Annotated in this window: 21 protein-coding genes; 4 read left to right on the top strand and 17 right to left on the bottom strand. The window is 59.4% G+C overall.

Annotation, left to right across the window (positions count from 1 at the left end):
• Positions 1–13 precede the first annotated feature (13 nt).
• Entirely contained in the window at positions 14–1804 is a 1791-nt protein-coding gene (locus SB725_RS17875) for a GGDEF domain-containing protein (protein ID WP_410922424.1), read from the bottom strand.
• Positions 1805–1950: 146 nt separating this feature from the next.
• Positions 1951–4032 carry a carboxy terminal-processing peptidase gene (locus SB725_RS17870; protein ID WP_172825913.1) on the bottom strand — a complete coding sequence of 694 codons (2082 nt, stop codon included), beginning with the start codon at positions 4030–4032 and terminating at the stop codon, positions 1951–1953.
• Positions 4033–4171: 139 nt separating this feature from the next.
• Between SB725_RS17870 and SB725_RS17865 the strand changes: the two genes are divergently transcribed.
• Positions 4172–5134 (top strand): zinc-binding dehydrogenase, encoded by a 963-nt coding sequence (locus SB725_RS17865; RefSeq protein WP_027922471.1) that lies wholly within the window; start codon positions 4172–4174, stop codon positions 5132–5134.
• Between the two features lie 113 nt (positions 5135–5247).
• Here SB725_RS17865 and SB725_RS17860 read toward each other — a convergent pair whose 3' ends face one another.
• From SB725_RS17860 to SB725_RS17835, 6 genes are all read right to left on the bottom strand, one after another.
• Positions 5248–5901 (bottom strand): HAD family hydrolase, encoded by a 654-nt coding sequence (locus SB725_RS17860; protein WP_027922472.1) that lies wholly within the window; start codon positions 5899–5901, stop codon positions 5248–5250.
• A gap of 34 nt (positions 5902–5935) precedes the next feature.
• The gene (locus SB725_RS17855) at positions 5936–6925 is read right to left on the bottom strand and encodes an ABC transporter ATP-binding protein (RefSeq protein WP_027922473.1); all 990 of its coding nucleotides are present in this window, start codon (positions 6923–6925) and stop codon (positions 5936–5938) included.
• A complete protein-coding gene (locus tag SB725_RS17850) occupies positions 6922–7722 on the bottom strand; it encodes an ABC transporter permease (RefSeq protein ID WP_194939813.1) in 801 nt (266 codons plus the stop codon). Before SB725_RS17850 ends, SB725_RS17855 begins: the two co-directional genes overlap by 4 nt.
• The gene (locus tag SB725_RS17845) at positions 7709–8554 is read right to left on the bottom strand and encodes an ABC transporter permease (RefSeq protein WP_027922475.1); all 846 of its coding nucleotides are present in this window, start codon (positions 8552–8554) and stop codon (positions 7709–7711) included. Before SB725_RS17845 ends, SB725_RS17850 begins: the two co-directional genes overlap by 14 nt.
• Entirely contained in the window at positions 8551–9357 is an 807-nt protein-coding gene (locus SB725_RS17840; protein ID WP_027922476.1) for an alkaline phosphatase family protein, read from the bottom strand. Before SB725_RS17840 ends, SB725_RS17845 begins: the two co-directional genes overlap by 4 nt.
• A 182-nt stretch (positions 9358–9539) precedes the next feature.
• A complete protein-coding gene (locus SB725_RS17835; protein ID WP_027922477.1) occupies positions 9540–10604 on the bottom strand; it encodes an ABC transporter substrate-binding protein in 1065 nt (354 codons plus the stop codon).
• A gap of 361 nt (positions 10605–10965) precedes the next feature.
• Between SB725_RS17835 and SB725_RS17830 the strand changes: the two genes are divergently transcribed.
• A complete protein-coding gene (locus tag SB725_RS17830) occupies positions 10966–11679 on the top strand; it encodes a UTRA domain-containing protein (protein WP_027922478.1) in 714 nt (237 codons plus the stop codon).
• Between the two features lie 119 nt (positions 11680–11798).
• Here SB725_RS17830 and SB725_RS17825 read toward each other — a convergent pair whose 3' ends face one another.
• The 7 genes from SB725_RS17825 to minC form a co-directional block, all read right to left on the bottom strand.
• On the bottom strand, positions 11799–13958 hold the full coding sequence (locus SB725_RS17825) for a mechanosensitive ion channel family protein (RefSeq protein WP_194939811.1): 2160 nt from the start codon (positions 13956–13958) through the stop codon (positions 11799–11801).
• 77 nt (positions 13959–14035) lie between these two features.
• Complete coding sequence (locus SB725_RS17820; protein ID WP_172825912.1) at positions 14036–14212, bottom strand: hypothetical protein; 177 nt, start codon at positions 14210–14212, stop codon at positions 14036–14038.
• Positions 14213–14369: 157 nt separating this feature from the next.
• A complete protein-coding gene (locus SB725_RS17815; protein ID WP_410922423.1) occupies positions 14370–15659 on the bottom strand; it encodes a M18 family aminopeptidase in 1290 nt (429 codons plus the stop codon).
• Between the two features lie 149 nt (positions 15660–15808).
• Positions 15809–16444, bottom strand: a complete 636-nt coding sequence (locus tag SB725_RS17810) for an RluA family pseudouridine synthase (RefSeq protein WP_027922481.1) — start codon at positions 16442–16444, stop codon at positions 15809–15811.
• 90 nt (positions 16445–16534) lie between these two features.
• On the bottom strand, positions 16535–16789 hold the full coding sequence (gene minE / locus SB725_RS17805; protein WP_007944431.1) for a cell division topological specificity factor MinE: 255 nt from the start codon (positions 16787–16789) through the stop codon (positions 16535–16537).
• On the bottom strand, positions 16789–17601 hold the full coding sequence (gene minD / locus SB725_RS17800) for a septum site-determining protein MinD (protein WP_027922482.1): 813 nt from the start codon (positions 17599–17601) through the stop codon (positions 16789–16791). Before minD ends, minE begins: the two co-directional genes overlap by 1 nt.
• Before the next feature lie 201 nt (positions 17602–17802).
• Entirely contained in the window at positions 17803–18540 is a 738-nt protein-coding gene (gene minC / locus SB725_RS17795) for a septum site-determining protein MinC (RefSeq protein WP_027922483.1), read from the bottom strand.
• Between the two features lie 118 nt (positions 18541–18658).
• Between minC and SB725_RS17790 the strand changes: the two genes are divergently transcribed.
• On the top strand, positions 18659–19591 hold the full coding sequence (locus SB725_RS17790; RefSeq protein ID WP_027922484.1) for a lipid A biosynthesis lauroyl acyltransferase: 933 nt from the start codon (positions 18659–18661) through the stop codon (positions 19589–19591).
• Between the two features lie 27 nt (positions 19592–19618).
• Positions 19619–20791 (top strand): patatin-like phospholipase family protein, encoded by a 1173-nt coding sequence (locus SB725_RS17785; RefSeq protein WP_027922485.1) that lies wholly within the window; start codon positions 19619–19621, stop codon positions 20789–20791.
• Between the two features lie 140 nt (positions 20792–20931).
• Here the strand turns inward: SB725_RS17785 and SB725_RS17780 are convergent, their stop codons facing one another.
• Entirely contained in the window at positions 20932–21717 is a 786-nt protein-coding gene (locus SB725_RS17780; protein ID WP_027922486.1) for an outer membrane protein OmpK, read from the bottom strand.
• Positions 21718–22217: 500 nt separating this feature from the next.
• A complete protein-coding gene (locus SB725_RS17775; RefSeq protein WP_027922487.1) occupies positions 22218–23576 on the bottom strand; it encodes a nucleobase:cation symporter-2 family protein in 1359 nt (452 codons plus the stop codon).
• Positions 23577–23683 lie beyond the last annotated feature (107 nt).

Raw genomic sequence — 23683 nt, 5'->3', positions numbered from 1 at the left:
CGAGCCAGAATATTCAGCGCTGCCCTTCCAGCAATGCATTCTCTGCCCCAGACACCGCCAGACTATCAATCACATGCACGCTATACCCCTGCACATTCTTCGCATGGTGTTTAGCCTGCGATGCCATCTCCGCCAACTGGCTCGCATCGAGTTGTCCACAGGCCTGTGGATGCAAATGCACTACGCCGATCGACAATGACAACAACGGAAACTCCTGTCGCACCCCCTGACGGTTCGGCGCGATAAAGCACCCGGCTTCCAGGTGTTCGCTGCGGTAAAAGCGTCGGCATTGGCTCTGGAAGTCGTCCAGCAACTGGTTCAACCGTTTACGCCAGTCTTCCGGGCCGAGCACCAGCAGGAAGTCGTCACCGCCGATATGGCCGACGAAATCACGGGAAGGGTCGACGCGATCATTCAGGCATTGCGCCAGGCAGAGCAGGACTTCATCCCCTCGGCCGTAGCCGTAAATGTCGTTGAAGGGCTTGAAGCTGTCGATGTCGACATAACAGATCACCGACTCCCGTTCCTGTTGCAGCAAACGTGTCAGGCATTGCTGGATCGGTACGTTGCCGGGCAACAGGGTCAACGGGTTGGCGTAGCGGGCCTGCTGGATTTTCAGCTCGGTAATCAGCTTGAGGACATCCATCACCCGACCCAGTCCCAGATAGCTGCCATTGAGGGTGATGATGAAGTCTTCTTCAATGCGTTGGCGCGCGCGGCTGGTGATCAGGCGGCTGACCTGTTGCAGCGACTGGCTCATTTCCACGGCGAGAAAGTCATCGTTCATCAAGCGACTGATCGGTTTGCGGGCGAACAGGTCGGTGGCAAACGGTTTCAGCAGCGCGTCCGACAGCGAATGCCGGTGAACGATGCCACAGGGGTGGCCTTGATTGTCGAGCACTGCCAGGGAGTTCAGATTGGCCTGGCGGCGGAACGCTTCGAGCACGGTGGCGTTCGGTGTGTCGTGCGCAACGGCAGGTTGGTCGTTGAGCAGGGGGCAGAGGTCGCTGCCTTCGTCATTCAGCGCAACGGCGGTGCTGTCGTGTTTGGGCATCAGGGCGCGAGCATCCCGGGGCGGATGTTCCTGAGGACGGCACAGCAGATAGCCCTGGACCAGATCAACGCCCATCTCGGTCAGCACCGCGAGCTCTTCCTGCAATTCAATGCCTTCGGCAATCACTTGAGCACGTGAGGCTTTGGCGATCTGCAGGATTGAACCGACAAACTCTCGCTTGAGTGCGTCCTGGTGAATACCGTCGATGAAGTGACGATCAATCTTCACGTAATCCGGGCGCAGCTCCGACCACAACCGCAAACTGGAATATCCCGCACCCAGATCATCCAGCGCAATGGAAAATCCCATCGCCCGATAGTGATGCAGCGCGTTTTGCAGCAACTGGAAGTCGTCGGTCGGGGTTTGTTCGGTGAGTTCGATCACTACCTGGCTCGGCGGAATGCCGAAATCCTGCAGCAGTTGCAGGGTGCGGCCGGGTTGATGGGCCGCTTCAAGCAGGGATTCCGGGGAGACATTGAGGAACAGTTTGCCCGGCAGTTGCTGTTCGTTGAAACGTCGGCAAGCGCTTTCGCGGCAAGCAATTTCCAGCTCGCTCAAGCGACCGGCCTGGCGGGCCACGGAGAACAATGCGATAGGGGAGTGCAGCGGACTGTTGGACGGGCCGCGGGTGAGGGCTTCATAGCCGACAATGCGTCGCTCGGAGAGGGAAATGATCGGCTGGAACAGGCTGTGCAAGCCGCTTTGAGCCAGAATGGAACTCAAGGCACTCAGCTGTTCTGTCGTGGTCATGGCAATCTCGGGGCGATAAAAAAGGACTGGGAGCAGCCTCTTGTCAGAGGTGCTCCCAGTCCTTTATTTCACGACAGAATGATGACTGTTTGATGACGCTCCGGGGAGCGTCAGCATTAAATTGCCATCATGTTGCGTGTCACCACTTAGTGCTTGGCAACCGCGGTGTTGAGTTTCAGGTAGTCCAGCAGAATCCGACCGGTCTCGCTCAGGTAAGCGTCGTCTTCTGGCTTGGTCTTGTCCGGTTCGGCCGCAAGGGCGTCTTCGTCTTCTTTCTTCAGCTCTTTGAGCGGTTCTTCGCCTTTGGCTTTGCGACGGATGTTTTCCATCACCAGCTGCTTGGCTTCGATATCGGTGTGCTGCGCCCGACGGTCGGCTTCATTGAGGCTGACGGTTTTTTCTTCCATCAGTTTCTGCGCCAGGGCCAGCTTGTCGCGGATGAACACGAACTCCGCATCCTTGGACGAGCGCGTATCGTGCTCTGACTTGAGCTGCGCCAGGTACGGTTTGAACGGATCTACCGCAGGCTTGATGGCCGCATGGATGGTGTCCCATGGCATGGCTTCAGGCAGGGCGCTTTCGCCGATTTCCTTGGTGTCGATGATCGACGGGTAATCGATGTCCGGCAGCACGCCCTGATGCTGGGTGCTCTGGCCGGAAACCCGGTAGAACTTGGCCAGGGTCAGTTTCAGTTCGCCGTGGTTCAGCGGCTGAATGGTCTGCACGGTGCCTTTACCGAAGGTCTGGCCGCCGATGATCAGCGCACGGTGGTAGTCCTGCATGGCGCCGGCAAAAATCTCCGAAGCCGAGGCGGACAGGCGGTTGACCAGCAACGCCATCGGGCCTTTGTAGAACGCGCCTGGGTTCTCATCTTCCAGCACATCAACCCGGCCATCGGCGTTACGCACGAGAACGGTAGGGCCCTTGTCGATGAACAGACTGGTCAGCTCGGTGGCTTCCTGCAAGGAGCCGCCGCCGTTGTTGCGCAGGTCGATGACCACGCCGTCGACCTTGTCTTTCTGCAACTCGGTCAGCAGTTTCTTGACGTCACGCGTGGTGCTCTTGTAGTCCGGATCGCCGGCACGGAATGCCTTGAAGTCGAGGTAGAAGGCCGGGATCTCGATGACGCCGAGCTTGTAGTCCTTGCCATCCTGTTTCAGGTTGAGGACCGACTTCTTCACGGCCTGATCTTCAAGCTTCACCGCTTCGCGGGTAATCGGCACGATCTTGGTGGTCTGGTCGTTTGGCGCATTGCTGGCCGGAATCACTTCCAGACGCACCACGGTGCCTTTCGGACCGCGGATCAGCTTGACCACTTCGTCCAGGCGCCAGCCGACCACGTCGACCATCTCTTTGTTGCCTTGGGCAACGCCGATGATCTTGTCGGCCGGTGCAACCTGCTTGGTCTTGTCGGCCGGGCCTGCCGGCACCAGACGCACGACTTTCACCTGGTCGTTATCGCTCTGCAACACGGCGCCGATGCCCTCCAGGGACAGGCTCATGTTGATGTCGAAGTTTTCCGCGTTATCTGGCGACAGATAGTTGGTATGCGGGTCGTAGGACATGGCGAAGGTGTTGATGTACGCCTGGAAGATATCTTCCGCACGGGTCTGGTCCAGGCGCGCCAACTGGTTCTTGTAGCGCTTGGTCAGGGTTTCCTGGATCTGCTTGGAATCCTTGCCCGCGATCTTCTGCCGCAGCACTTCGTCCTTGACGCGTTTGCGCCACAGGTCGTCGAGTTCAGCGGTGGACTTGAGCCAAGGGGCGTCCTTGCGATCGATCAGCAAGGTTTCCTTGGTGGTGAAGTCGATCTTGTCGACGCCTTTGTTCAGCTCGGCAAGGGCGAAGTCCAGACGCGCCTTGACGCGGTCCAGGTAGCGCTTGTAGATGGTGAACCCGGCGTTCAGGTCGCCGCTTTTGAGGAAGTCGTCAAACTGGGTTTTCCACTTGTCGAATTCCGCAATGTCGCTGGCCATGAAGTAGCTGCGCGACGGGTCCAGCAGCTTGAGGTAGCTGTCGTAGATGATCACGGAGCGCGCGTCATCGAGCGGCGGCTTGCTGTAGTGATGGCGCTTGAGCAATTCGACGACGTTCAGACTGGCGATTACTTCGTCACGATCAGGCTGAAGCTTGTCCCAGCTATTGGCTGCAAACGTATTGGTCGATATCGGTAACAGACCGATACCGATGAAAAGGGCTAGGGCGGTGCCAGGGAAAAAATGCTTCATGCTGATTCGACGCGGGGACAATTGATCACGCATATTAGGCCGTCTTTGAAGTCGCCGGATCCACGAGGGCCGGTCGCATAATGCAAGAAAGCCCGGCGCTACAGCTACGGGCTCAGTCCAGACTCACTATGGAGGCACTGTGAAAGCATTGCAAGGCGTTGAAGGTCAAGTGGAGTGGCTTGAAGAGCCCGGTCCTACATGTGATGTAGGACAAGTTCGTATCCGAGTGGCGGCAGCGGGGCTCAATCGCGCCGATTTATTACAGAAAGCGGGCCTCTATCCGCCACCGCCGGGAGCCAGTCACGTACTGGGTCTTGAGTGTTCAGGGGTGATCAGCGAGGTAGGCGCGGGGTCTTCCTGGCAGGTCGGTGATCGGGTTTGCGCCTTGCTGGCCGGGGGCGGGATGGCCGAAGAGGTAGTTGTCGACGGACGGCATGTGTTGCCGGTTCCTGAAGGTTTGTCGCTGGTCGAGGCGGCAGCGCTGCCGGAAGTGTATGCGACCGTCTGGCTGAATGTGTTTCAACTCGCTGCGCTCAAACCGGGTGAGAAAGTTCTTCTGCACGCCGGAGCAAGTGGAATTGGTTCAGCTGCCATTCAGCTGTGCAAGGCGTTTGGCAACCCGTGCTGGGTCAGCGTCGGTTCCACCGAGCGATTGGCTTACTGTGAAGCTCTGGGCGCGCAGGGTGGGGTGGTGCGAAAGGGCGATCTGGACAGTTTGAATGACCTTGGGCCATTCGATGTGATCCTCGACCCGGTGGGCGGTCAGTACGCCGCGTTGAATCTGAAGTTGCTGGCCCCTGATGGTCGTTGGGTGCTGATCGGCCTGATGGGCGGCCGTGAGGCACAGCTGGACCTGGCGCAGGTGCTGGCCAAGCGCGTGCAGCTATTGGGTTCGACCTTGCGCAGCCGCGACGATCAGTTCAAGGCGGATTTGTTCAGTGATTTGAGCCAGCACGTCTGGCCGCTGTTTGCCGAGGGGCGACTGAGCCCGCAGTTGGCCAGGACGTTCCCGATCAAGGATGCCGAAGCGGCGTTTGCCGAGTTGGCGAGCAATACCGTGGCGGGGAAACTGGTGTTGGTGATTGACGAAAGCCTGATCTGACAACACAAAACCTGTGGGAGCGTGGCTTGCCCGCGATTCAGGTGACGCGGTGTATCAGTCAGATCGCGTCATCGTTCATCGCGGGCAAGCCATGCGCCTACAGGGGCAATGCGTTACTTCCAGAGATGGATCGGCCAGCCGGCCGTTTCGGCGTGCTCAAGCAGCACCGGATCCGGGTTCACCACGTGTGGGAAATCCACCTTCAGCAACAACGGCAGATCATTGCGTGAGTCGGAATAAAAACTCGCGCCTTCGAGGTTTTCCTCTTCCGCATCCAGCCATTCCAGCAACCGGGCAATCTTGCCTTCGCGGTAGGTCAGGGTGCCGACGGTCTGACCGCTATAAACGCCGTGCATCACTTCCAGTTCGATGCCGAGAATCTCGTCGATGCCCAGACGGTCGGCAATCGGCTTGACCAGGTGCGTGCCCGAGGCCGAGATCACCAGAATCCTGTCTCCGGCCTTGCGATGGGCGGCGATGGCTTTGGTGGCGTCACTGAAGATGATCGGCTCGATGAAATCTTCCACCCAGGGCCCGACCAAATGCTCGATCTCTTCCGGTGTGCGCCCGATCATCGGCTCCAGGCTGAAGGTCATGTACTCCTCCATCCGCAGCTTGCCGTGACTGTAGGCGTCCATCAGTTCGTTGTTCTGACGCATGAACGACTCAGGGTCGACCCAGCCCAGGCGGCCCATTTGCTCGCTCCAGAGGGTGGCGCAGTCGCCGTGGATCAGGGTTTCGTCCAGATCAAAAATTGCCAGGGCCATCAGTGCAGTTCTCTCTTCAACATCAGCAAAGGCATCAGGCTACCTCACAGAGGGCCGTCGGATCGATGGAAAGCGCCAAACGCTGACCATCGGGGTGCAGGTCGGCCGCCGAGCGGTTGAGCACATCCACCACCAATTCCACGCCGCGGGCTTCGACCCGGTAGCGAATCACATTACCCAGCAGGCTGTGACTGCGGATTTGCGCGTCGAGTTGCCCGTTGAGGCTCAGCTCGATGGCTTCCGGGCGAATCGCGATGCGGTGGCTGATCGGCCGTTGCAGCAGCTTCGAAGCGCTGTCGGCGTCCAGCAGGTTGTAGTTGCCGATAAAACCGGCGGCAAACACGTCGACTGGCGCGGTGTACAGGGTTTCGGCGTCGCCACTCTGTACGATTTTTCCCTGATTCATCAGGAAAATTCGGTCAGACATGGTCAGCGCTTCTTCCTGATCGTGTGTGACGAAGATTGTGGTCAGGCCCAGTTCACGCTGGATCGCACGGATCTGTTCGCGCAAGTGCTTGCGAATCCGCGCGTCCAGGGCCGACAGCGGTTCGTCCAGCAATAATAGCCGTGGCCGGGTGACCAGTGAACGGGCGAGGGCTACACGCTGGCATTGGCCGCCAGAGAGTTGATGCGGATAACGGGAGGCGAAGTCGTTCAGCTCCACCAGTTTCAACACTTCGGCGACACGTTTGTGACTGTCGTCGGCGTTGACCTTTTGCATGCGCAATCCGAAGGCGATGTTCTGCTCCACGGTCATGTTGGGGAACAGTGCGTAGCTCTGGAACACCATGCCGATGCCGCGCTTTTGCGGGCTCATTGGCACCAGGTCGACACCCTCCAGCAGGATCTTGCCGCCATCGACCGAGGTCAGGCCGGCAATGCAGCGCAGCAGCGTGGATTTACCGCAACCGGACGGACCGAGCAGGGTGACGAATTCGCCCTTCTGGATCTCGCAGTTGATGTCGCTGAATACTGTTGTACCCGCGTAATTTTTTTGCAGATGTTGGACGCTGACATAGCTCATTCGCTTTTGTCCTTGTTCAAGATATTGGCCGCCCAGGTCAGAACCAGCACAAAGAAGAAATAGGAAATCACCAGCGCACTGGTGAAGTGGCCGCTGCTGTTACGCATGTTGTTGAGGTAGACCTGCAGGGTTTCGTAGCGGGTGCCGACGAGGATGTTGGCGAACACGAACTCCCCGAACAGGAACGAGAACGACAGCAGCAGCGCCACCATCAAGCCCTTGCGCAGGTTCGGCAGCACCACCAGGAACGCCGCTTGAAAGGTGCTGGCGCCGAGCAGTTGGGCGGCGTCCATCAGGTCGCGCAGGTTGATCGCTTGCAGGTTGTTGGTGATTGCCCGGTACATGAACGGCAGCGCAATGGTGAAGTAGCAACCAATCAGAATCCACGGCGTGCCGACCATCGCGAACGGCCCGGAACCGTAGAGCTGCAACAGCCCCACCGACGACACCACCGGCGGCACCGCAAAGGGCAGCAAGATCAGGATATTCATCAGCGCATCGAGTTTCGGGAAGTGGTAATGCACCACGAACAGCAGCGGCAGAATCAGCACCACCGACAAAATCAATGCGCCGACGCAGACCAGCAGTGACTGGCCAAATGCGTTGAGAAAGCGCGGATCGCTCCACAGCTGGATGTACCACTTGAAGGTAAAGCCGCTGGGCAGGATGGTCGCCGACCAACTGCTGGCAATCGAGTAGATCAACGTCCCGAGCAGCGGCAACAACAGAATGGCAAACAGCAGGTACACCACGACGCGGTGGTAGACACCGGCGGGGCCCAGTTCAGCGCGAGACATGGTAGCTCCTCTTCAACAGCAACTGATGCACGATGGTCACCAGGGTCATCAACGCCACCAGCACCACGGCCAGGGCACTGGCGAGGTTCGGGTCGAGGGAAATATCACCGGACACCATCGCCGCGATGCGGATCGGCAGCACGTTGAAGTTGCCGGTGGTCAACGCATACACCGTCGCGTAGGCGCCAAGGGCGTTGGCCAGCAGGATCACGAACGTACCGAGCAGCGCCGGTGTCAGCACCGGCAAACCGATGTGCCGCCAGAACTGCCAGCCGTTGGCACCGAGCAGCTCGGCAGACTCGCGCCAGTCTTCGCGCAGGGCGTCGAAGGCGGGGTAGAGCAGCAACACGCCAAGTGGAATCTGGAAGTACGTATAGAGAATGATCAGCCCGGTCTTCGAGTACAGATTGAAATCCTGAATGATCCCGGCCTGCTTGAGCATGATGGTGAAGCTGCCGTTGAAGCCCAGCAGGATGATGAAGGCGAAGGCCAGGGGCACGCCGGCAAAGTTGCTGGTCATGTTGGCGAAGGCGTTGACGAAGTTGCGCAGTTTCGAGTCGACCCGGCGCAAGGAGTAAGCGCCGAGCACCGCAATAATGATCCCGAATACACTGGACCAGAAACTGATCTCGAGGCTGTACTGGATCGCCTGCAAGTAGAACTTCGAATTGAAGATTTTGGTGAAGTTGGCTAACCCCCAGCCGAACTCTTCCGATTGCAGGCTGTTGATCATCACCCAGACCAGCGGGGCGATTTCGAACACGATAAAGAACAGGGCGAACGGTACGAGGCACAAGGCTGCCAGCCACTTGCTACGGGTATTGGCATTCACTTGAGCAGCTCCCGGCACACAGGTTTGTCGTGGGCCACGCCCAGCAATTCGCAGACCGTGCCGCAGATTTCAATCTGTTTCGGCGCAGCACTGGCGTTGAAGCTGAACGCGTCACCGAGGACAAACAACGGCACTTCGCGTTCTTCCGACAACAAGCCGTTGTGGGAGCGGTCGTTGTTCATGCCGTGGTCGGCAGTCACCAGCACCTGATAACCGGCGTCGAGCCAGGTGCGCAGGTAATCGGCAAGGATGATATCGGCCGAGCGCGCACTGTTGCGGTATTGCGGGGTGTCGAGACCGTGCTTGTGCCCGGCGTCGTCGATGTTCATCGGGTGGATCAACAGAAAATTCGGCGCATGCCGCAGGCGCAGGCTTTCGGCGTCGGCGAACAGGTGTGAATCCGGGTAGTGGTCGTTCCAGTAGAAGTGACCGTGCTGGATCGGCAAGGCTTCATCGTCGGTGTGACGATCCCGGGCCGCCACGAACGGTGAGCGGTTGTACAGCTCGCTGACCCAGTGATACGCCGCCGCAGCGGTTTTCAGACCGGCGTCCGTGGCGTAGTGATAAATGCTGCGCTGATTGGACAGACGCGAGACGTTGTTGTGAACGATGCCGCTCTCGATGGGCGGGACGCCGGTGAGAATGCATTCATAAAGGGGACGGGACAGGGACGGCAGTTCGCACTCCAGTTTGTAGAGTGCCGCGCGTCCTGCGCCGACGTAGGCCTGCAGGTGCCCCATGGTGTGGCGCGCGACCTCGTAGTTGAGGCCGTCGAGCACGACAAGGATGACGTTGTGCTTCATAGGGGCAAAAACTCCGCGAACAGTTATTTCAAATACAAACCCATTTCCCCTTTTAGGAGTGAGCCTGCTCGCGATAGCGGTGGGCCAGTCAACATTGATGCTGAATGCTCAACCGCTATCGCGAGCAGGCTCACTCCTGCATTGGATTTCCGTTGGGTTATCCAATGTAGGGATCTACCGGGTTACTGCATGTTGACGATGACTTCTTCGTTCCACTTCTGAGGAAGGGCTTTGGAGGTCTTTTCCCATGCATCGGCGTCTTTGATCGGCGTGACTTTTTTGTACTGCTCGTTAGGCAGCAGCTTGGCCTTCACGTCTTCTGGCAGTTTGATGTGCTCTGCACGGATCGGGCGCGCGTTGCCTTTTGCCAGGTTGATCTGGCCGGCGTCGCTGAAGATGTATTCGCGGGTCAGCTTGGCGGCGTTCGGGTTTTTCGCGTACTTGTTGATGATGGTGGTGTAGCCGGAGATCACCGAACCATCGGATGGAATCAGCACGACGTAGTCATCCGGATTGGCCATCTTCGCTTTGTAGCTCAGACCGTTGAAGTCCCAGACCACGCCGACTTCGATTTCACCCTTTTCCATGGTGGCAATCGTCGGGTTGGCCATGGACAGGCGACCCTGTTTGGCGATGTCTGCGAACAGCAGCAGGGCCGGTTGCAGGTTTTTCTCGTCGCCGCCATTGGCCAGGGCCGCCGCCAGTACGCCGTTGGCCGCCTGGGCCGCGGTGCTCACGTCACCGATGGACACCTTGTATTTACCGGTCTTGAGGTCGGCCCACTTGGTGGGGGCTTCCGAACCGTGCAGCAGCTTTTTGTTGACGATAAACGCGATGGTGCCGGTGTAGGCCAAAGCCCAGTTGCCGTCCTTGTCTTTAGCCCAGTCTGGCACCTGTGCCCAGGTCGTCGGCTTGTACGGTTGCACCACGCCTTGCTTGACCGCGATCGGGCCGAAGGCTGCGCCGACGTCGCCGATGTCAGCGCTGGCGTTGTCTTTTTCAGCGGCGAATTTGGCGATTTCCTGGGCCGAGCTCATGTCGGTGTCGATGTGCTTGAGGCCGTAGGTTTTAGCCAGGTCTTCCCAGGTGCCTTTCCAGTTGGCCCAGTCATCGGGCATGCCGACGCTGTTGACTGCGCCTTCCGCTTTCGCAGCGGCTTCGAGGGTTTTCAAATCATCAGCCGCCATGGCGGCGGTGCACATGGCGATGGTCGAGCCTAACAGTGATGCCAGGAAAAGCTTTTTCATCCGAAGCTCCTTTGGGCGTTTTCAACGCTGCGATTGCGGTTGTGTTGGTCTAGGTCAGCAATACCTGAGCCAATTTAGGCGGGCTCGATGACACTTTCATGTCGGTCGTCGCCCGGCAGCACAATTATTTGTCCGGTATTGGCAGGTGCCCGGTAAGCGTAGACCATGGGCAAAGGCCCGGCACACAAGGGACTTGGCCGATGTATTGTAGGGTTTGAGGCGAACGATCGGATGACCGTTGGGTAGCTTTGTCATCTATCAGTCATCTGCACTGCCTACGCTTGCAGGATGAAAAAAGAGCCGGCTTTCAGCGCGGTTCTGCCCCGAAACAGTGCTGGTCTAGTCCAGATAGGTAACGTTGATGCGTGATGAGGCAACGAAAGCGGTGACAGCCATCGGTCAGGTCCTGCAGGAACAGCTCGACCACGGCCTGTTGGCGCCCGGCAGCAAGCTACCGGCCGAGCGCAAGCTCAGTGAGTTGTTCGGGACCACACGGATTACCGTGCGCGAGGCGTTGTTACAGTTGGAGGCGCAAGGGCAGATTTATCGCGAAGAGCGCCGCGGCTGGTTCGTTTCGCCACCGCGCCTGGCCTACAACTTGATGCAGCGCAGCCATTTTCACGCGATGGTCAGCGCGCAGGGGCGGGTGCCGTCGACCGAGGTGATTTCAGCGCGGTTGCAACCCGCCTCGGCGGCGGTGTGCGCGTGGTTGCAATTGCCGGCGCTGTCGAGCGTGATCCAGATCTGCCGCGCGCGGCGCATTGATGAGCGGCTGGTGTTGTACGTGGAGCACTATTTGAATCCGCAGTATTTTCCGGGGATTCTCGAGTTTGATTTGAATCAGTCGATTACCGAGTTGTATGCACGGCATTACGATTTGCATTACGGGCGGGTGCGGTTCGAAATTGTGCCGACGTCGCTGTCGGTGGATGCGGCAGCGGCGCTGCGGGTGTCGGTGGGTAGCCCGGGGTTGCGGATTGCGCGGGTCAATTATGATCAGCATGAACGGCTGATCGATTGTGACCTGGAGTTTTGGCGGCATGATGCGATTCATGTCGGGGTGGATGTGGTTTAGCTCGCTGAAACCGCTTCGATCCTATCGCGGGCAAGCCCGATCCCACAGAGTTCAATGACTTCCTTGTGGGAGCGGGCTTGCCCGCGATGGCGGCCTTACAAACCCCCATTCTCTCGGGGCTATTTTTCCTTCTGCGCGTCACCCGCCGCCGTAGCCACCTGAACACTCATGCGTGGCATCGCCAGATCCAGCCCCGCCTCATCCAGATGCCGCTTCAGCGACAGGTTGAACGCCCGCGAAACCTCCCACTGCTTGATCGGTGCAGTCTTGAACCGCGCGCGCAGGATCGCATTACCCGACTCGAAACTCTCGACCCCCTGGAACTCCAGCGGCGACCAGATATTGCGCCGTTGCAGCGGGTCGGTGCGCATCTTCTGACCGACTTCGCGCATCAGTTTGATCGCGCTATCAATGTCCATGTCGGACGGCACCGCCACCCGGAAGATCGCGTAGCCGAATTCCCGGGAGTAGTTCTTGATGCTTTTGATTTCGCTGAACGGAATAGTGTGGACGATGCCGTCGATGTCCCGCAGGCGCACGGTGCGGATGGTCAACCCTTCGACGGTGCCCAGGTGGCCGCCGACGTCCACGTAGTCGTCGATGGCCAGGGAGTCTTCGATGATGATGAACAAACCGGTGATCAAGTCCGCGACCAATGACTGCGCACCGAAACCGATGGCCAGACCGATTACACCCGCACCGGCCAGCAGTGGCGTGACGTTCATGCCCATGTTCGCCAGCGCGACGATCAGCGCGACAATGAAAATCGCCACGAACAGCACGTTGCGGATCAGCGGCATCATCGTCTGCGCACGGGCATTGGCCAGGCCTTTGCGTGAGCGGGTGAGTGCGTGGTGCACGGCGGTGTCGCTGAGGATCCAGATCAGCCAGGCGAAAATCAGCGTGCCGGCAAGGCTGAACAGTTTGACGCTGACCTCATGGCCTTCACCTTCGGTGAACGTGATCAGCGACATGCCCCAGACGCGCAGACCGAGCTCAATGAACGCCAGCCACACCAGCAAGTGAGCGAGGGTGTAGAAAAAGTTTTTCAAGCGTTCCGAGTACAGCGCATGGCGCTTCACACCGCGTTGCGGTTTAAGGGCGTGACGGCGGACCAGTCCGTTGATGACCATGCACAACACCAGCAACACGGTGCAGATCAGCGACTGTCGCAGGGCAGTGCTGGTGTCGCCGGCCGAAACGAACGTGGCGAACAGCGAGACGCCCACCAGCACCAGTGCCGGGAGGTACCAATAGGTGCCGAGAATTTCGATGGTGTCGCTGAGGGCGCGGCGGGTCAGGCGCCGGGACAACGGCTGATTGCGGATCAAGTGTGCGATCGGCCGGCGGAACCGCAGGATGAACAACCCGGTAGAAATCGCCGCCAGCACATTGGCCGCCGTCGCCGCCGTATGCGCCAGGTGGCTGCCAAGCCCGGCGACCAGTCGCGGATCGCTCAGCGCTTCACCAAACGCGGCGAAACTGCCGATCAGCCACAACGGCCGAAACGCCTGGTGGCGCAGGATATACAAGGCGCGGTGACGATGCGGACCATCGAGCAGGGAGAACGCGATCACGCAGATCGCCGAGAAGCACGTGCCGACCACCAGCGCGTAAGCCAGCACCATCGCCAGGCTTTTGCCCAGCGACGAGGGCAGGGCGTAGCTCATATAGACCGTGATTACCAGGGCGATCAGCCAGGGCCCGAGCTTGCGCAGGGCGAAGCGCAACATGTCCACGGCCTTGGGGTGTTGCGGAAGTTCTTCGGTCAGGCCAAAGCGCATGCGCACCCGATGACCGACCCAAATCAGCGCCGCTGCCAGCAGGCTCCAGACCATCAGGATCATGGCGAACGCGAAGATGATCGGCAGCCACTCGCTGGCCGGCATGATCAAGGCTGACAGTTCGTCTCTCGCCAGTCCAAACTCTTCAGACCAGCGATTGATCGGGCTGTCGGCCCCGGAGAATTGTTTTTCGAACGAGGCCAGCGTGCCGCCGATCAAGCCGAGCACGCCTTCTTCGGCGGCCGGCTGAGCCTTTTTGGTGGCGTCGCGCAGCTTCTTCAGGTCGGCCAGCAGTTTGCTGCGCTGCTGGTCGTTTTCCAGCGACTTGATCACTTCGTCCAGCGATTGCCCCAACGGTTCTTGCGCCTCTGGCTGGGCTTTCGTCGAGCCGCTGAGCAAGCTTGGCAAACCGACTGCCTGGGCAGGCGCCATCGGCAGCAACGTCATGAGGCAGACAAGGAAGAAACACGGCAGGGCGAACAGACGAGCGAGCACTAGGCGGTCAACCTCGGGATGAGCGGATCGACCGAGTGTACGAGCCCGTCTAAATCAATGCGAGTCGGAGGTCGGATTTATTCGTTGAGTTTGGCGAGGATCTTGAAAACCACGGTGCCGAAAATGATCAGCATGCCAATCCACATGGCGAATACACCGGCGTTTTTGTCGCGAAAGTTGAAGCCGATGGCCAGCATGATCATCCCGACGAGGATCGGGATCAGCATGGCGTGAAACGAAGACATCGAGATCATGGAGACTGCCTTGTCTAAAGGAATAATTAAAGTTTAGATGGCTTTGGGTGACCGAGAGTGATGTGAATCAAGCAAAGTACTTCGCGAGCAGGCTCACTCCTACAATTGAAATGCGTTCCAACTGTAGGAGCGAGCCTGCTCGCGAAGCTGTCGGGAATTACGGCAATTCCTGGCAGGCGTAGAACGCGCTCAGCACTTTGACCAGGTGCGCCAGGTCGTGGCTGCCGCACAGTTCACGGATCGAGTGCATGGCGAACGTCGGCAGGCCGATGTCCACGGTGCGCACGCCCAGGTGGCTGGCGGTGATCGGACCGATGGTCGAGCCACAGCCCATGTCGCTGCGCACCACAAAGCTTTGCACGGGCACTTCTTCGGCCATGCACAGATGACGGAAGAAACCGGCGGTTTCGCTGTTGGTGGCGTAGCGCTGGTTGCTGTTGACCTTGATCACCGGGCCGGCGTTGAGTTTCGGGCCGTGGTTGGCGTCATGCTTTTCCGCGTAGTTGGGGTGCACGCCGTGGGCGTTGTCGGCGGAAACCAACAGGGATTTCTGGATGGTGCGCACGAACTCGTCACCTTCAGGCAACAGGCGGCGCAGCGTCTGCTCGAGCATCGGGCCATCAGCGCCGCATGCCGAACAGGAGCCGACTTCTTCGTGGTCGTTGCACACCAGCACGCAGGTTTCGTCGGTTTCTGCGGTCAGCAACGCTTGCAGGCCGGCGTAGCACGACAGCAGGTTGTCGAGGCGCGCACCGGCGATGAAATCACCGTGCAGGCCGATGATCGCAGCGCTTTGGGTGTCGTAGAAACTCAGTTCGTAATCCAGCACGACGTCGGCGTTCAAACCATGTTCCAGCGCCAACTGGTTGGTGAGCACAGCGCGGAAATCCACGCGCTCGTCACCGGCGAATTGCGCGAGGATCGGCGGCAATTCGGTCTGTGCGTTGATCGCCCAGCCCATGTTGGCTTCACGGTTAAGGTGAATCGCCAGGTTGGGAATGGTCGCGATGGGCGCCTTGAAGTCGATCAACTGGCTCTCGACCTTGCCATCTCGGCGGAAGGTCACGCGGCCGGCGAGGGACAAGTCACGGTCGAACCACGGCGCCAGCAATGCACCGCCGTAGACTTCGACGCCCAATTGCCAGAAACCCTGGCGCTGCAGTTCAGGCTGGGGCTTGACCCGCAGGCACGGGCTGTCGGTGTGCGCGCCCACCAGGCGAATACCGCCATGCAGCGGCGAATGACGGCCCATCTTGAACGCGACGATGGAGGAGTCGTTACGGGTGACGTAGTAACGGCCATTGGCTTCGGTGGTCCAGGGCTCGCGCTCATCGAGTCGCACGAAACCGGCCGCTTCCAGGCGCTGGACGAGGCTGGCAGTGGCATGGAACGGGGTAGGGGAGGCCTTGAGGAAGTCGATCAGGCCTTGGTTCAACTCTTCGCGCATAAGAAGCTCCAGACAGCAATGGCGCCAGTTTAACGTATTGGTCGGAGAATTGGCGGTGACTGATGTTGGGGTAGGCTCCGATATTGGATTTGTCGGAGAACCCTGTGGGAGCGGGCTTGCCCGCTCCCACAGGGTTTGCGCTCAATCACTTAGAACGGTGCCGGGCACTCGAAACGCAAGCGTTCACCGGTTTGCGGGTGGGTGAAGCTGAGCATGCTGGCGTGCAGACACAGGCGCGGCCAGGCGGCCAGGGCCTGCTCGTGGGCGTAGAGCCCGTCACCCAGCAGCGGGTGGCCGATGGAAAGCATGTGCACGCGCAGTTGGTGCGAGCGGCCGGTGATCGGCGTCAGCTCGACACGGCACCAGTCGCCACAGCGTTCCAGCACACGCCAGAACGTCAGGGCATGCTTGCCGAATTCGTGGTCGACCACATGGCGTGGCTTGGTCGGCGGGTCATAGCGCAAGGGCAGGTCGATGCTGCCGCTGTCCAGTTCCGGCTGACCCCAGCACAGCGCTGTGTAGGCTTTTTCGGTTTCGCGGTCGTGAAATTGCCGAGATAACTCACGATGAGTGTCCGGGTCTCGGGCGAGAAGAATGATGCCGGAGGTTTCCCAGTCCAGGCGATGGACGATTCGCGCTTCCGGGTAGCCGTTTTCTTGCAGGCGGGTAATCAGGCAGTCCTTGTTGTCATCGGCCCGGCCAGGGACGGAGAGCAACAGGGTCGGTTTGTTCACCACCAGTACGGCGGCGTCCTGATGAAGGATGTGGACATTGGACAACGGCATTAAAACAGCCTCGTAACAAACGCCAACGGCGGCTCAAGTCCCTTCCAGTGTTAGAAGGGCCCTGAGCCGCCGTGGCTCCGACCGGATCGATTAACGATCCGGCAGGGTGATATTGAGTTCCAGAATCGAGCAGCTGCCCTGGTTTTCCAGAGCGACGTGCACGTCATCGGACCCGATATTGACGTACTTGCGGATCACTTCAACCAGTTCCTTCTGCAAGGCTGGCAGGTAGTCCGGCGTACTGCGTTGGCCGCGTTCATGCGCCACGATGATCTGTAGACGCTCTTTCGCTACCGATGCGGTACTTGGCTTCTTGTTGGCACGAAAGAAGTCAAAAATGTTCATTACCTACCTCCAAACAGGCGCTCGAAGAATCCCTTCTTCGTGACATCGAGGAAACGATGTTCCTTTTCTTTGCCCAGGAGGCGATCAACCGTATCGCTATAGGCCTGGCCCGCGTCGCTTTGGTCGTCGAGAATCACTGGCACACCCTGGTTGGAGGCTTTGAGGACCGCCTGGGATTCCGGGATCACGCCGAGCAATTTGATCGAGAGGATTTCCTTGACGTCTTCAACGCTGAGCATCTCGCCTTTCTCGACCCGCTCCGGGTGGTAGCGGGTAATCAGCAGGTGTTCCTTGATCTGCTCTTCGCCACGTTCGGCGCGACGGGATTTGCTGGCCAGCAGGCCCAGCATACGGTCCGAGTCACGTACCGAGGACACTTCCGGGTTGGTCACGACAATCGCTTCATCAGCGAAGTACATGGCCAGGTGGGCGCCTTTCTCGATGCCGGCCGGAGAGTCGCAGACCACGAATTCGAAGTCTTCTTTCAACGCCATCAGGACTCTTTCCACGCCTTCCACCGTCAGCGCGTCTTTGTCGCGGGTCTGGCTGGCGGCCAGGACGTAGAGGTTTTCCAGGCGCTTGTCTTTGATCAGGGCCTGTTGCAGGTTGGCTTCGCCGTTTACCACGTTGACGAAGTCATACACCACGCGACGCTCGCAACCCATGATCAGGTCGAGGTTACGCAGGCCGACGTCGAAGTCGACGATCACTGTTTTGTGACCACGCAGAGCGAGGCCGGTACCGATAGCGGCGCTGGTGGTGGTCTTACCCACACCACCCTTGCCGGATGTAACCACGAGAATCTTGGCCAAGGTGTTTCACCCCTAAGGAAAAAGGACTTTTAGCCCCTGAAAAACATCTCTTGAAAAACTACTGCAGTCGGACAGCCTTGGCTGGAATCCGGTCCTGGGCGGGGCTTACCTCCGGTAAACACTGCTTTTGGCCGTTTTCCTACTTCGTTTGAGCCGTTTTCGCTACGTTTTAGAGATGCTTGGAAAATGCGGCAGTATCCGTTAAAGCCGAATGATGTTCAACACGTCGCCGGACAGGCTGACTTGTACACCCGCGCCCCACAACGGGTCGCGACGCAGATCCTCGGAGACCTTGTAGTGGCCTGCGATGGACACCAGTTCAGCGCTCATTTGCTGACAGAAAATCCTGGCTTTCGTGTCGCCCTTGACGCCGGCCAGCACTCGACCGCGCATCGGGCCGTATACATGGATGTTCCCATCGGCGAGAAGTTCCGCGCCCGGGCTGACCGAGGAGATCACCACCAAATCGCAACCCTGGGCATAAATCTGCTGGCCACCCCGTACTGGCGACGTAATGATTTTCGTCGGTTTGATGGTCGGTTCCGGCGGTTTTTCCGGTTTTTTCTTCACCTGGCCTTCGAGAGGATCCAGCGCACGCTCACGGGCGCCGGACGGCGGCAGCACCGGCAGATCGACGGCAATGGCGGCCGCGATGTCTTCGATGCGGCTGGCGCGGATGGCCAGGGTGCGCAAGCCATGCTGGCGACAGACGCGCATCAGCCCCGGCAAATCCACCGAGCCTTCGCTGGCCGGGAGCTTGTCCAGGGCCAGCACCAGCGGGGCATTGCTGAAAAAGTTAGGCGCCTGTGCGACCTTGGCGGCCAATTGCCGATCAAGGTTCTCGAGGTCGTTGCGGGCCAGTTCCAGCACCGTAATGGCGAGCATGCTGCCCTTCAACTGGAACACGGGATCCTGGTCTTGCGGTTCGGTTTGGCTCATGGTCGGCATACAACGGCTTGTCACTAAAAGTGCCGAGACTTATAACGAGAACGCCCGCAAGCCGCAAGCCGGGTCGAACGATGTAGAATGCGCGGCCATTGTCTTTCCGGAACCTTTAATGGATCGCCCGCGTTTTCGAAAAACATTTCTAATGCCGCGTTTCTGGCCGCTGTGGTGTGGCTTGGGGCTGTTGTGGCTGATTGTTCAGTTGCCGTATCCGGCGTTGCTGTTCATCGGTCGCCTGCTCGGTGCCTTGATGTATCGGGTGGCCGGCGACCGACGGCGCATCGCCAAACGCAACCTTGAGCTGTGTTTCCCTGAAAAGTCGGCTGCCGAGCGCAAGCGCTTGCTCAAGGAAAACTTTGCCTCCACCGGCATCGCCTTCTTCGAAATGGCCATGAGCTGGTGGTGGTCGCGTCAGCGCCTGGCCAGACTGGCCCATGTCGAAGGCCTGGAACACCTGAAAAAGGCCCAGCACGACGGCAAGGGCGTGATCCTGATGGCGTTGCATTTCACTACGCTGGAAATCGGCGCGGCACTGTTGGGGCAGCAGCACACCATCGACGGCATGTACCGTGAGCACAAGAACCCGCTGTTCGACTACGTCCAGCGCCGGGGGCGCGAACGGCACAACCTCGATTCGCTGGCGGTCGAGCGCGACGATGTGCGCGGCATGCTCAAGCTGCTGCGCGCCGGCCGCGCGATCTGGTACGCACCGGATCAGGACTACGGCGCCAAGCAAAGTATTTTCGTGCCGCTGTTCGGCATTCAGGCGGCTACCGTGACCGCTACCAGCAAATTTGCGCGGCTGGGCAAGGCGTTGGTGGTGCCGTTCACTCAGGAGCGCCTGGCGGACGGCAGTGGCTATCGACTGGTGATCCATGCACCGCTCGAAGGTTTCCCCGGCGAGACCGAAGAGGCCGATTGCATCCGCATCAATCAGTGGGTCGAAGGTGCCTTGCGTGAATGTCCGGAGCAATACCTCTGGGCCCATCGCCGCTTCAAGAGCCGGCCACCCGGCGAGCCCAAATTGTACAAAAAACGCGGTTGACCCCTTTAAGCGCCATGGAGTGTTGCGATGAGTCCTGCTGAACCGGTTACAGGGTTGATTCTTTCCGGCGGCGGGGCTCGAGCGGCGTATCAGGTGGGCGTGCTGGCGGCGATTGCCGAGTTGCTGCCGATGGGCGCGGCGAACCCGTTTCCCGTGATCGTCGGTACTTCGGCCGGGGCGATCAACGCGGTCAGCCTCGCCAGTGGCGCGATGGATTTTCGTGGCGCCATCGAGCGTTTGACCGCGTTCTGGCAGGGCTTTCGCAGCCATCTGGTGTTGCGCAGTGACTGGCCCGGCGTCATCCATCAGGCCAGCCGGTTTGTCAGTCACAGTTTGCTCGGGCTGGGCGCTCATGTGCCGGTGGCGTTGCTCAACAGTTCGCCGCTGCGCGGTTTACTCAATGACAAACTGAACATGGCCGGCATTGCCGAATCCATTGCCCACAAGCAATTACAGGCGGTCGCGGTGACGGCGTTCGGCTACGAGTCCGGTCAGGCGGTCACTTTCTATCAGGGCGGCGGCACCATCGATTCGTGGCTGCGCCATCGCCGCATCGGCGTTCCGACTCAATTGAGCGTCGAGCATTTGCTGGCCAGTTCGGCCATTCCGTTGTTGTTCGCCCCGGTGAAAATTGGCGAGGAATACTTCGGCGACGGTGCGGTGCGCCAATCCGCGCCGATCAGCCCGGCCCTGCACCTGGGCGCCAGTCGCGTGCTGGTGGTGGGTGTCAGCGGCAACCCGCGTGGTGTCGACCCGCAGCAGCCGCTGCAACGCGCCTACACCGGGCAACAGCCGACGCTGGCGCAGATCGGTGGGCACCTGCTCAACAGTACATTCATTGACAGCCTGGAAAGCGATATCGAGTTGTTGCAGCGTCTGAACCAGTTCAGCCACTTGATGCCCGCGGGTACGCCGACCCGTGCGCTGGGCGTGGCGCCGGTGGAGGTGTTGGTGATTTCGCCGAGTCAGCCGATCGATGAGATTGCGGCGCGGCATCGGCAGGAATTGCCGGCAGCGTTGCGCCTGTTTCTGCGTGGGCCGGGGGCAACGAAGACGAGCGGGGCGGGGGTGTTGAGTTACCTGCTGTTCGAGGCGGGGTATTGCAGCGAATTGATCGATCTGGGGCGGCGGGATGCGTTGGCCAAGCGTGAAGAGCTTTGCCGGTTTCTCGGGTTGGCGGAGTCTGTGGTTACAGCTTGAGATTGGCGGTGCGGCTATCGCGGGCAAGCCACGCTCCCACAGGGTTTTGTGTCGTTTACATGATTTGAGAACGACCTGAAACCCTGTGGGAGCGTGGCTTGCCCGCGATGGCGTCCTTGCAGACGCCACTTACAGCCGGATCAGAAGTGAACCTTGACCAGCAAGCTGGTCGCGCTCTGATCGGTCTTGAAGCCCTGGCTGTCTTCGATACCGTATTTGTTTTTCCAGTAGTCATACTCGACGCCGACGTACAACTGCTTCTCGCCCAGCTTCAGTGCCTTGCCCAGGTCATATTTGATCTGTGGGTTGAAGTGCAGGTTGGCGTGGTACTGACCTTCCTTGTTCACGTCGTTGTCGACCACCCAGTCCATGAACCCGTCGATCACGACGTCCGAGCTGCCCATCGGGATGGTGTAGGACCAGACCGGAGTGATCTGCCAGACGTTGTCACCCGCGCGGCCGCCTTCGGTGTGACGGTTGTAGAAGTTCAACTGGAAGTAGTCGAAGCCCGGGATGGACAGGTCGAAACCCGGACCGATCAGGTACGACTCGGTGTCGTCTTCGCCGAACTCATAGGTCATCGCCAGCAGGACGTCCTTGATCGGGCCGAACTCCAGCTTCTGGTCGAAAATCTTGCCGAACGACAAACGCGGGCTGAATTCACCGTAGTGGGTGTTCTTCCCCGCGAAGGCGTCTTCCTTGCCGTTGTAGAAGATTTTGTCGATGAAGAAGAAGTTGTCGCCGTACTTCCAGCCATCGGCGTGCTCGAAGGTCACTGTCTGCTGGATGTTCGGGTTGACCTGGAAATCCTTACCGTACAGGTAAGTCAGGCTGTTGGTCTGCCATTGCAGCAGGTCGCCGGCCATGGCCTGGCCGCCGGCCAGTAAAGATCCCGCGAGCATCAGGCTGGTGCACGTACGTTTCATTCGGTTGCTCCCAAAAAGTAGGTGGTTCCACGTTATTTTTTTAAGATCGGCGCTCTGGTGTGGCGCCTGTTTCTGTAGCGGTAAAAAATCATCCAATCGGTCAGCTTTAATGCTGTTAGCAAGAGCTGCGCCAAGGCTTTCAAAAAGCAAAAAAACGCCCGCTCGGCTGCTCAAAAACAGTCGATTGAGAGGGGGTGTGGAGTGCCTTGGTACCGTCCAGAGCCGGGATAAACTGGCTTTCTGGTCAGGAATTAAATCCGGGCTTTTTTTTAAAGCGGATTCAGGCGGCCGCGGAGAATACTGACTACTCGGCCAGGTCTCAAGTGCCCCGCAACAGCGCACCGACGACAGGTGTGGGGCACGGTTGGCGGAGGTTGGTCGCTCGTCGCAAAACGAGCGGCTTGAGTCGTTAGAAACCATCTGTTGCTTCCTCTTGTTTTTATTGTTGAGGCGCAGGCAGCCATGGGCTGCCAGAAGGCAGCCCTGTTCATGGGGGTTGATCAGTGCGTGTGTGCGGTGCAGTCGTTCATGGCCGCGCGCTCGGCGCCACCCAGAATGTTGAACAGCAGGTTCAGCGTCAGGGCGCTGATCGTGGCCATGGCGATACCGCTGTGGGTAATCGGGCTCATCCATACCGGCAGGTGGGCAAAGAACTCGGGGCGCACCACCGGGATCAACCCCATGCCGATGCTGACGGCCACCAACAGTTGATTCCGCCGGTCACCGATGTCGGCTTCCTGAAGAATCTTGATCCCGGTCGCGGCAACCATGCCGAACATCGCAATCGCCGCACCGCCGAGGACCGCTGGCGGAATCGACGCCACCAGGAAGGCGGCTTTGGGCAGCAGGCTCAAGACGATCAACAAGCCACCGGCGACGATGGTCACCGAACGGCAGCGCACGCCGGTCATCTGCACCAGGCCGATGTTCTGCGCGAAAGAGGAGTGGGTGAAGGTGTTGAAGAACCCGGCGAAGAACGAGGCGCCGGCATCACACAGCAAGCCGCGACGCAGCATCCGTGGGCAGACTTCCTGGCCGGTAATCTTGCCAAGGGCGAGGAACATCCCGGTGGACTCGACAAAGATGATCACCACCACCAGGCACATCGACAAAATCGGCGCGAGTTCAAACCTGGGCATGCCGAAATGCAGCGGGGTGACGAATTGCAGCCACGGCGCTTGCGCCATGCCGCTGAGGTCGACCATGCCGATCAGGCCGCAGAGCACGTAGCCCAGGCACATGCCGATCAGCACTGAAATATTGACCCAGAACCCGCGCATGAAACGGTGCACCAGCAAAATGGTGCCCAGCACCAGCGCGGCAATGGTCAGGTAAATAGGTGAACCGAATTGTGTGGCGCCCGCACCGCCACCAGCCCAATTGACGGCCACGGGGAACAGCGACAAACCGATGGAGGTGATGACCGTGCCGGTCACCAGAGGCGGGAAGAAGCGCACGACTTTGGACATGAACGGCGCGATGATCATGCCGAAGAACCCGGCGGCGATGGTCGCGCCGAAGATCCCTTGCAGACCGATCCCGGGCATGCCGGCCATGGCAACCATACTGCCGACGGCGGCGAAACTGGCGCCCATCATCACCGGCATGCGGATGCCCATCGGGCCGATTCCCAGCGATTGCACGATGGTCGCGATCCCGGCCACCAGCAAGTCGGCGTTAATCAGAAAGGCGATTTCTTCACGACTCAGGCCTGCGGCCTGTCCGATGATCAGCGGCACCGCGATGGCGCCGCCGTACATCAGCAAAACATGTTGCAGACCGACCAGGATCAGCTGCAAAAGGGGCAAACGCTGAATGGCGGGTGCGTCTGGGATGCGCGCTTCGGATAGCTCGGACATGCAACACCTCGGATCTTTTTTATTCTTGTGATTGAACAGCTGCCGGGTTGCTCACAGCTGTTTTTGCATCAGGGAAACCGCGTTGCGGCTATTCGCGAGCAGGCTCG

The sequence above is a fragment of the Pseudomonas sp. SIMBA_041 genome, assembly GCF_046535095.1.
GTDB lineage: Bacteria > Pseudomonadota > Gammaproteobacteria > Pseudomonadales > Pseudomonadaceae > Aquipseudomonas > Aquipseudomonas mucoides.
Note: the sequence above shows the minus strand (reverse complement) of the source record. Positions and strands in the feature narration are given on the sequence as shown.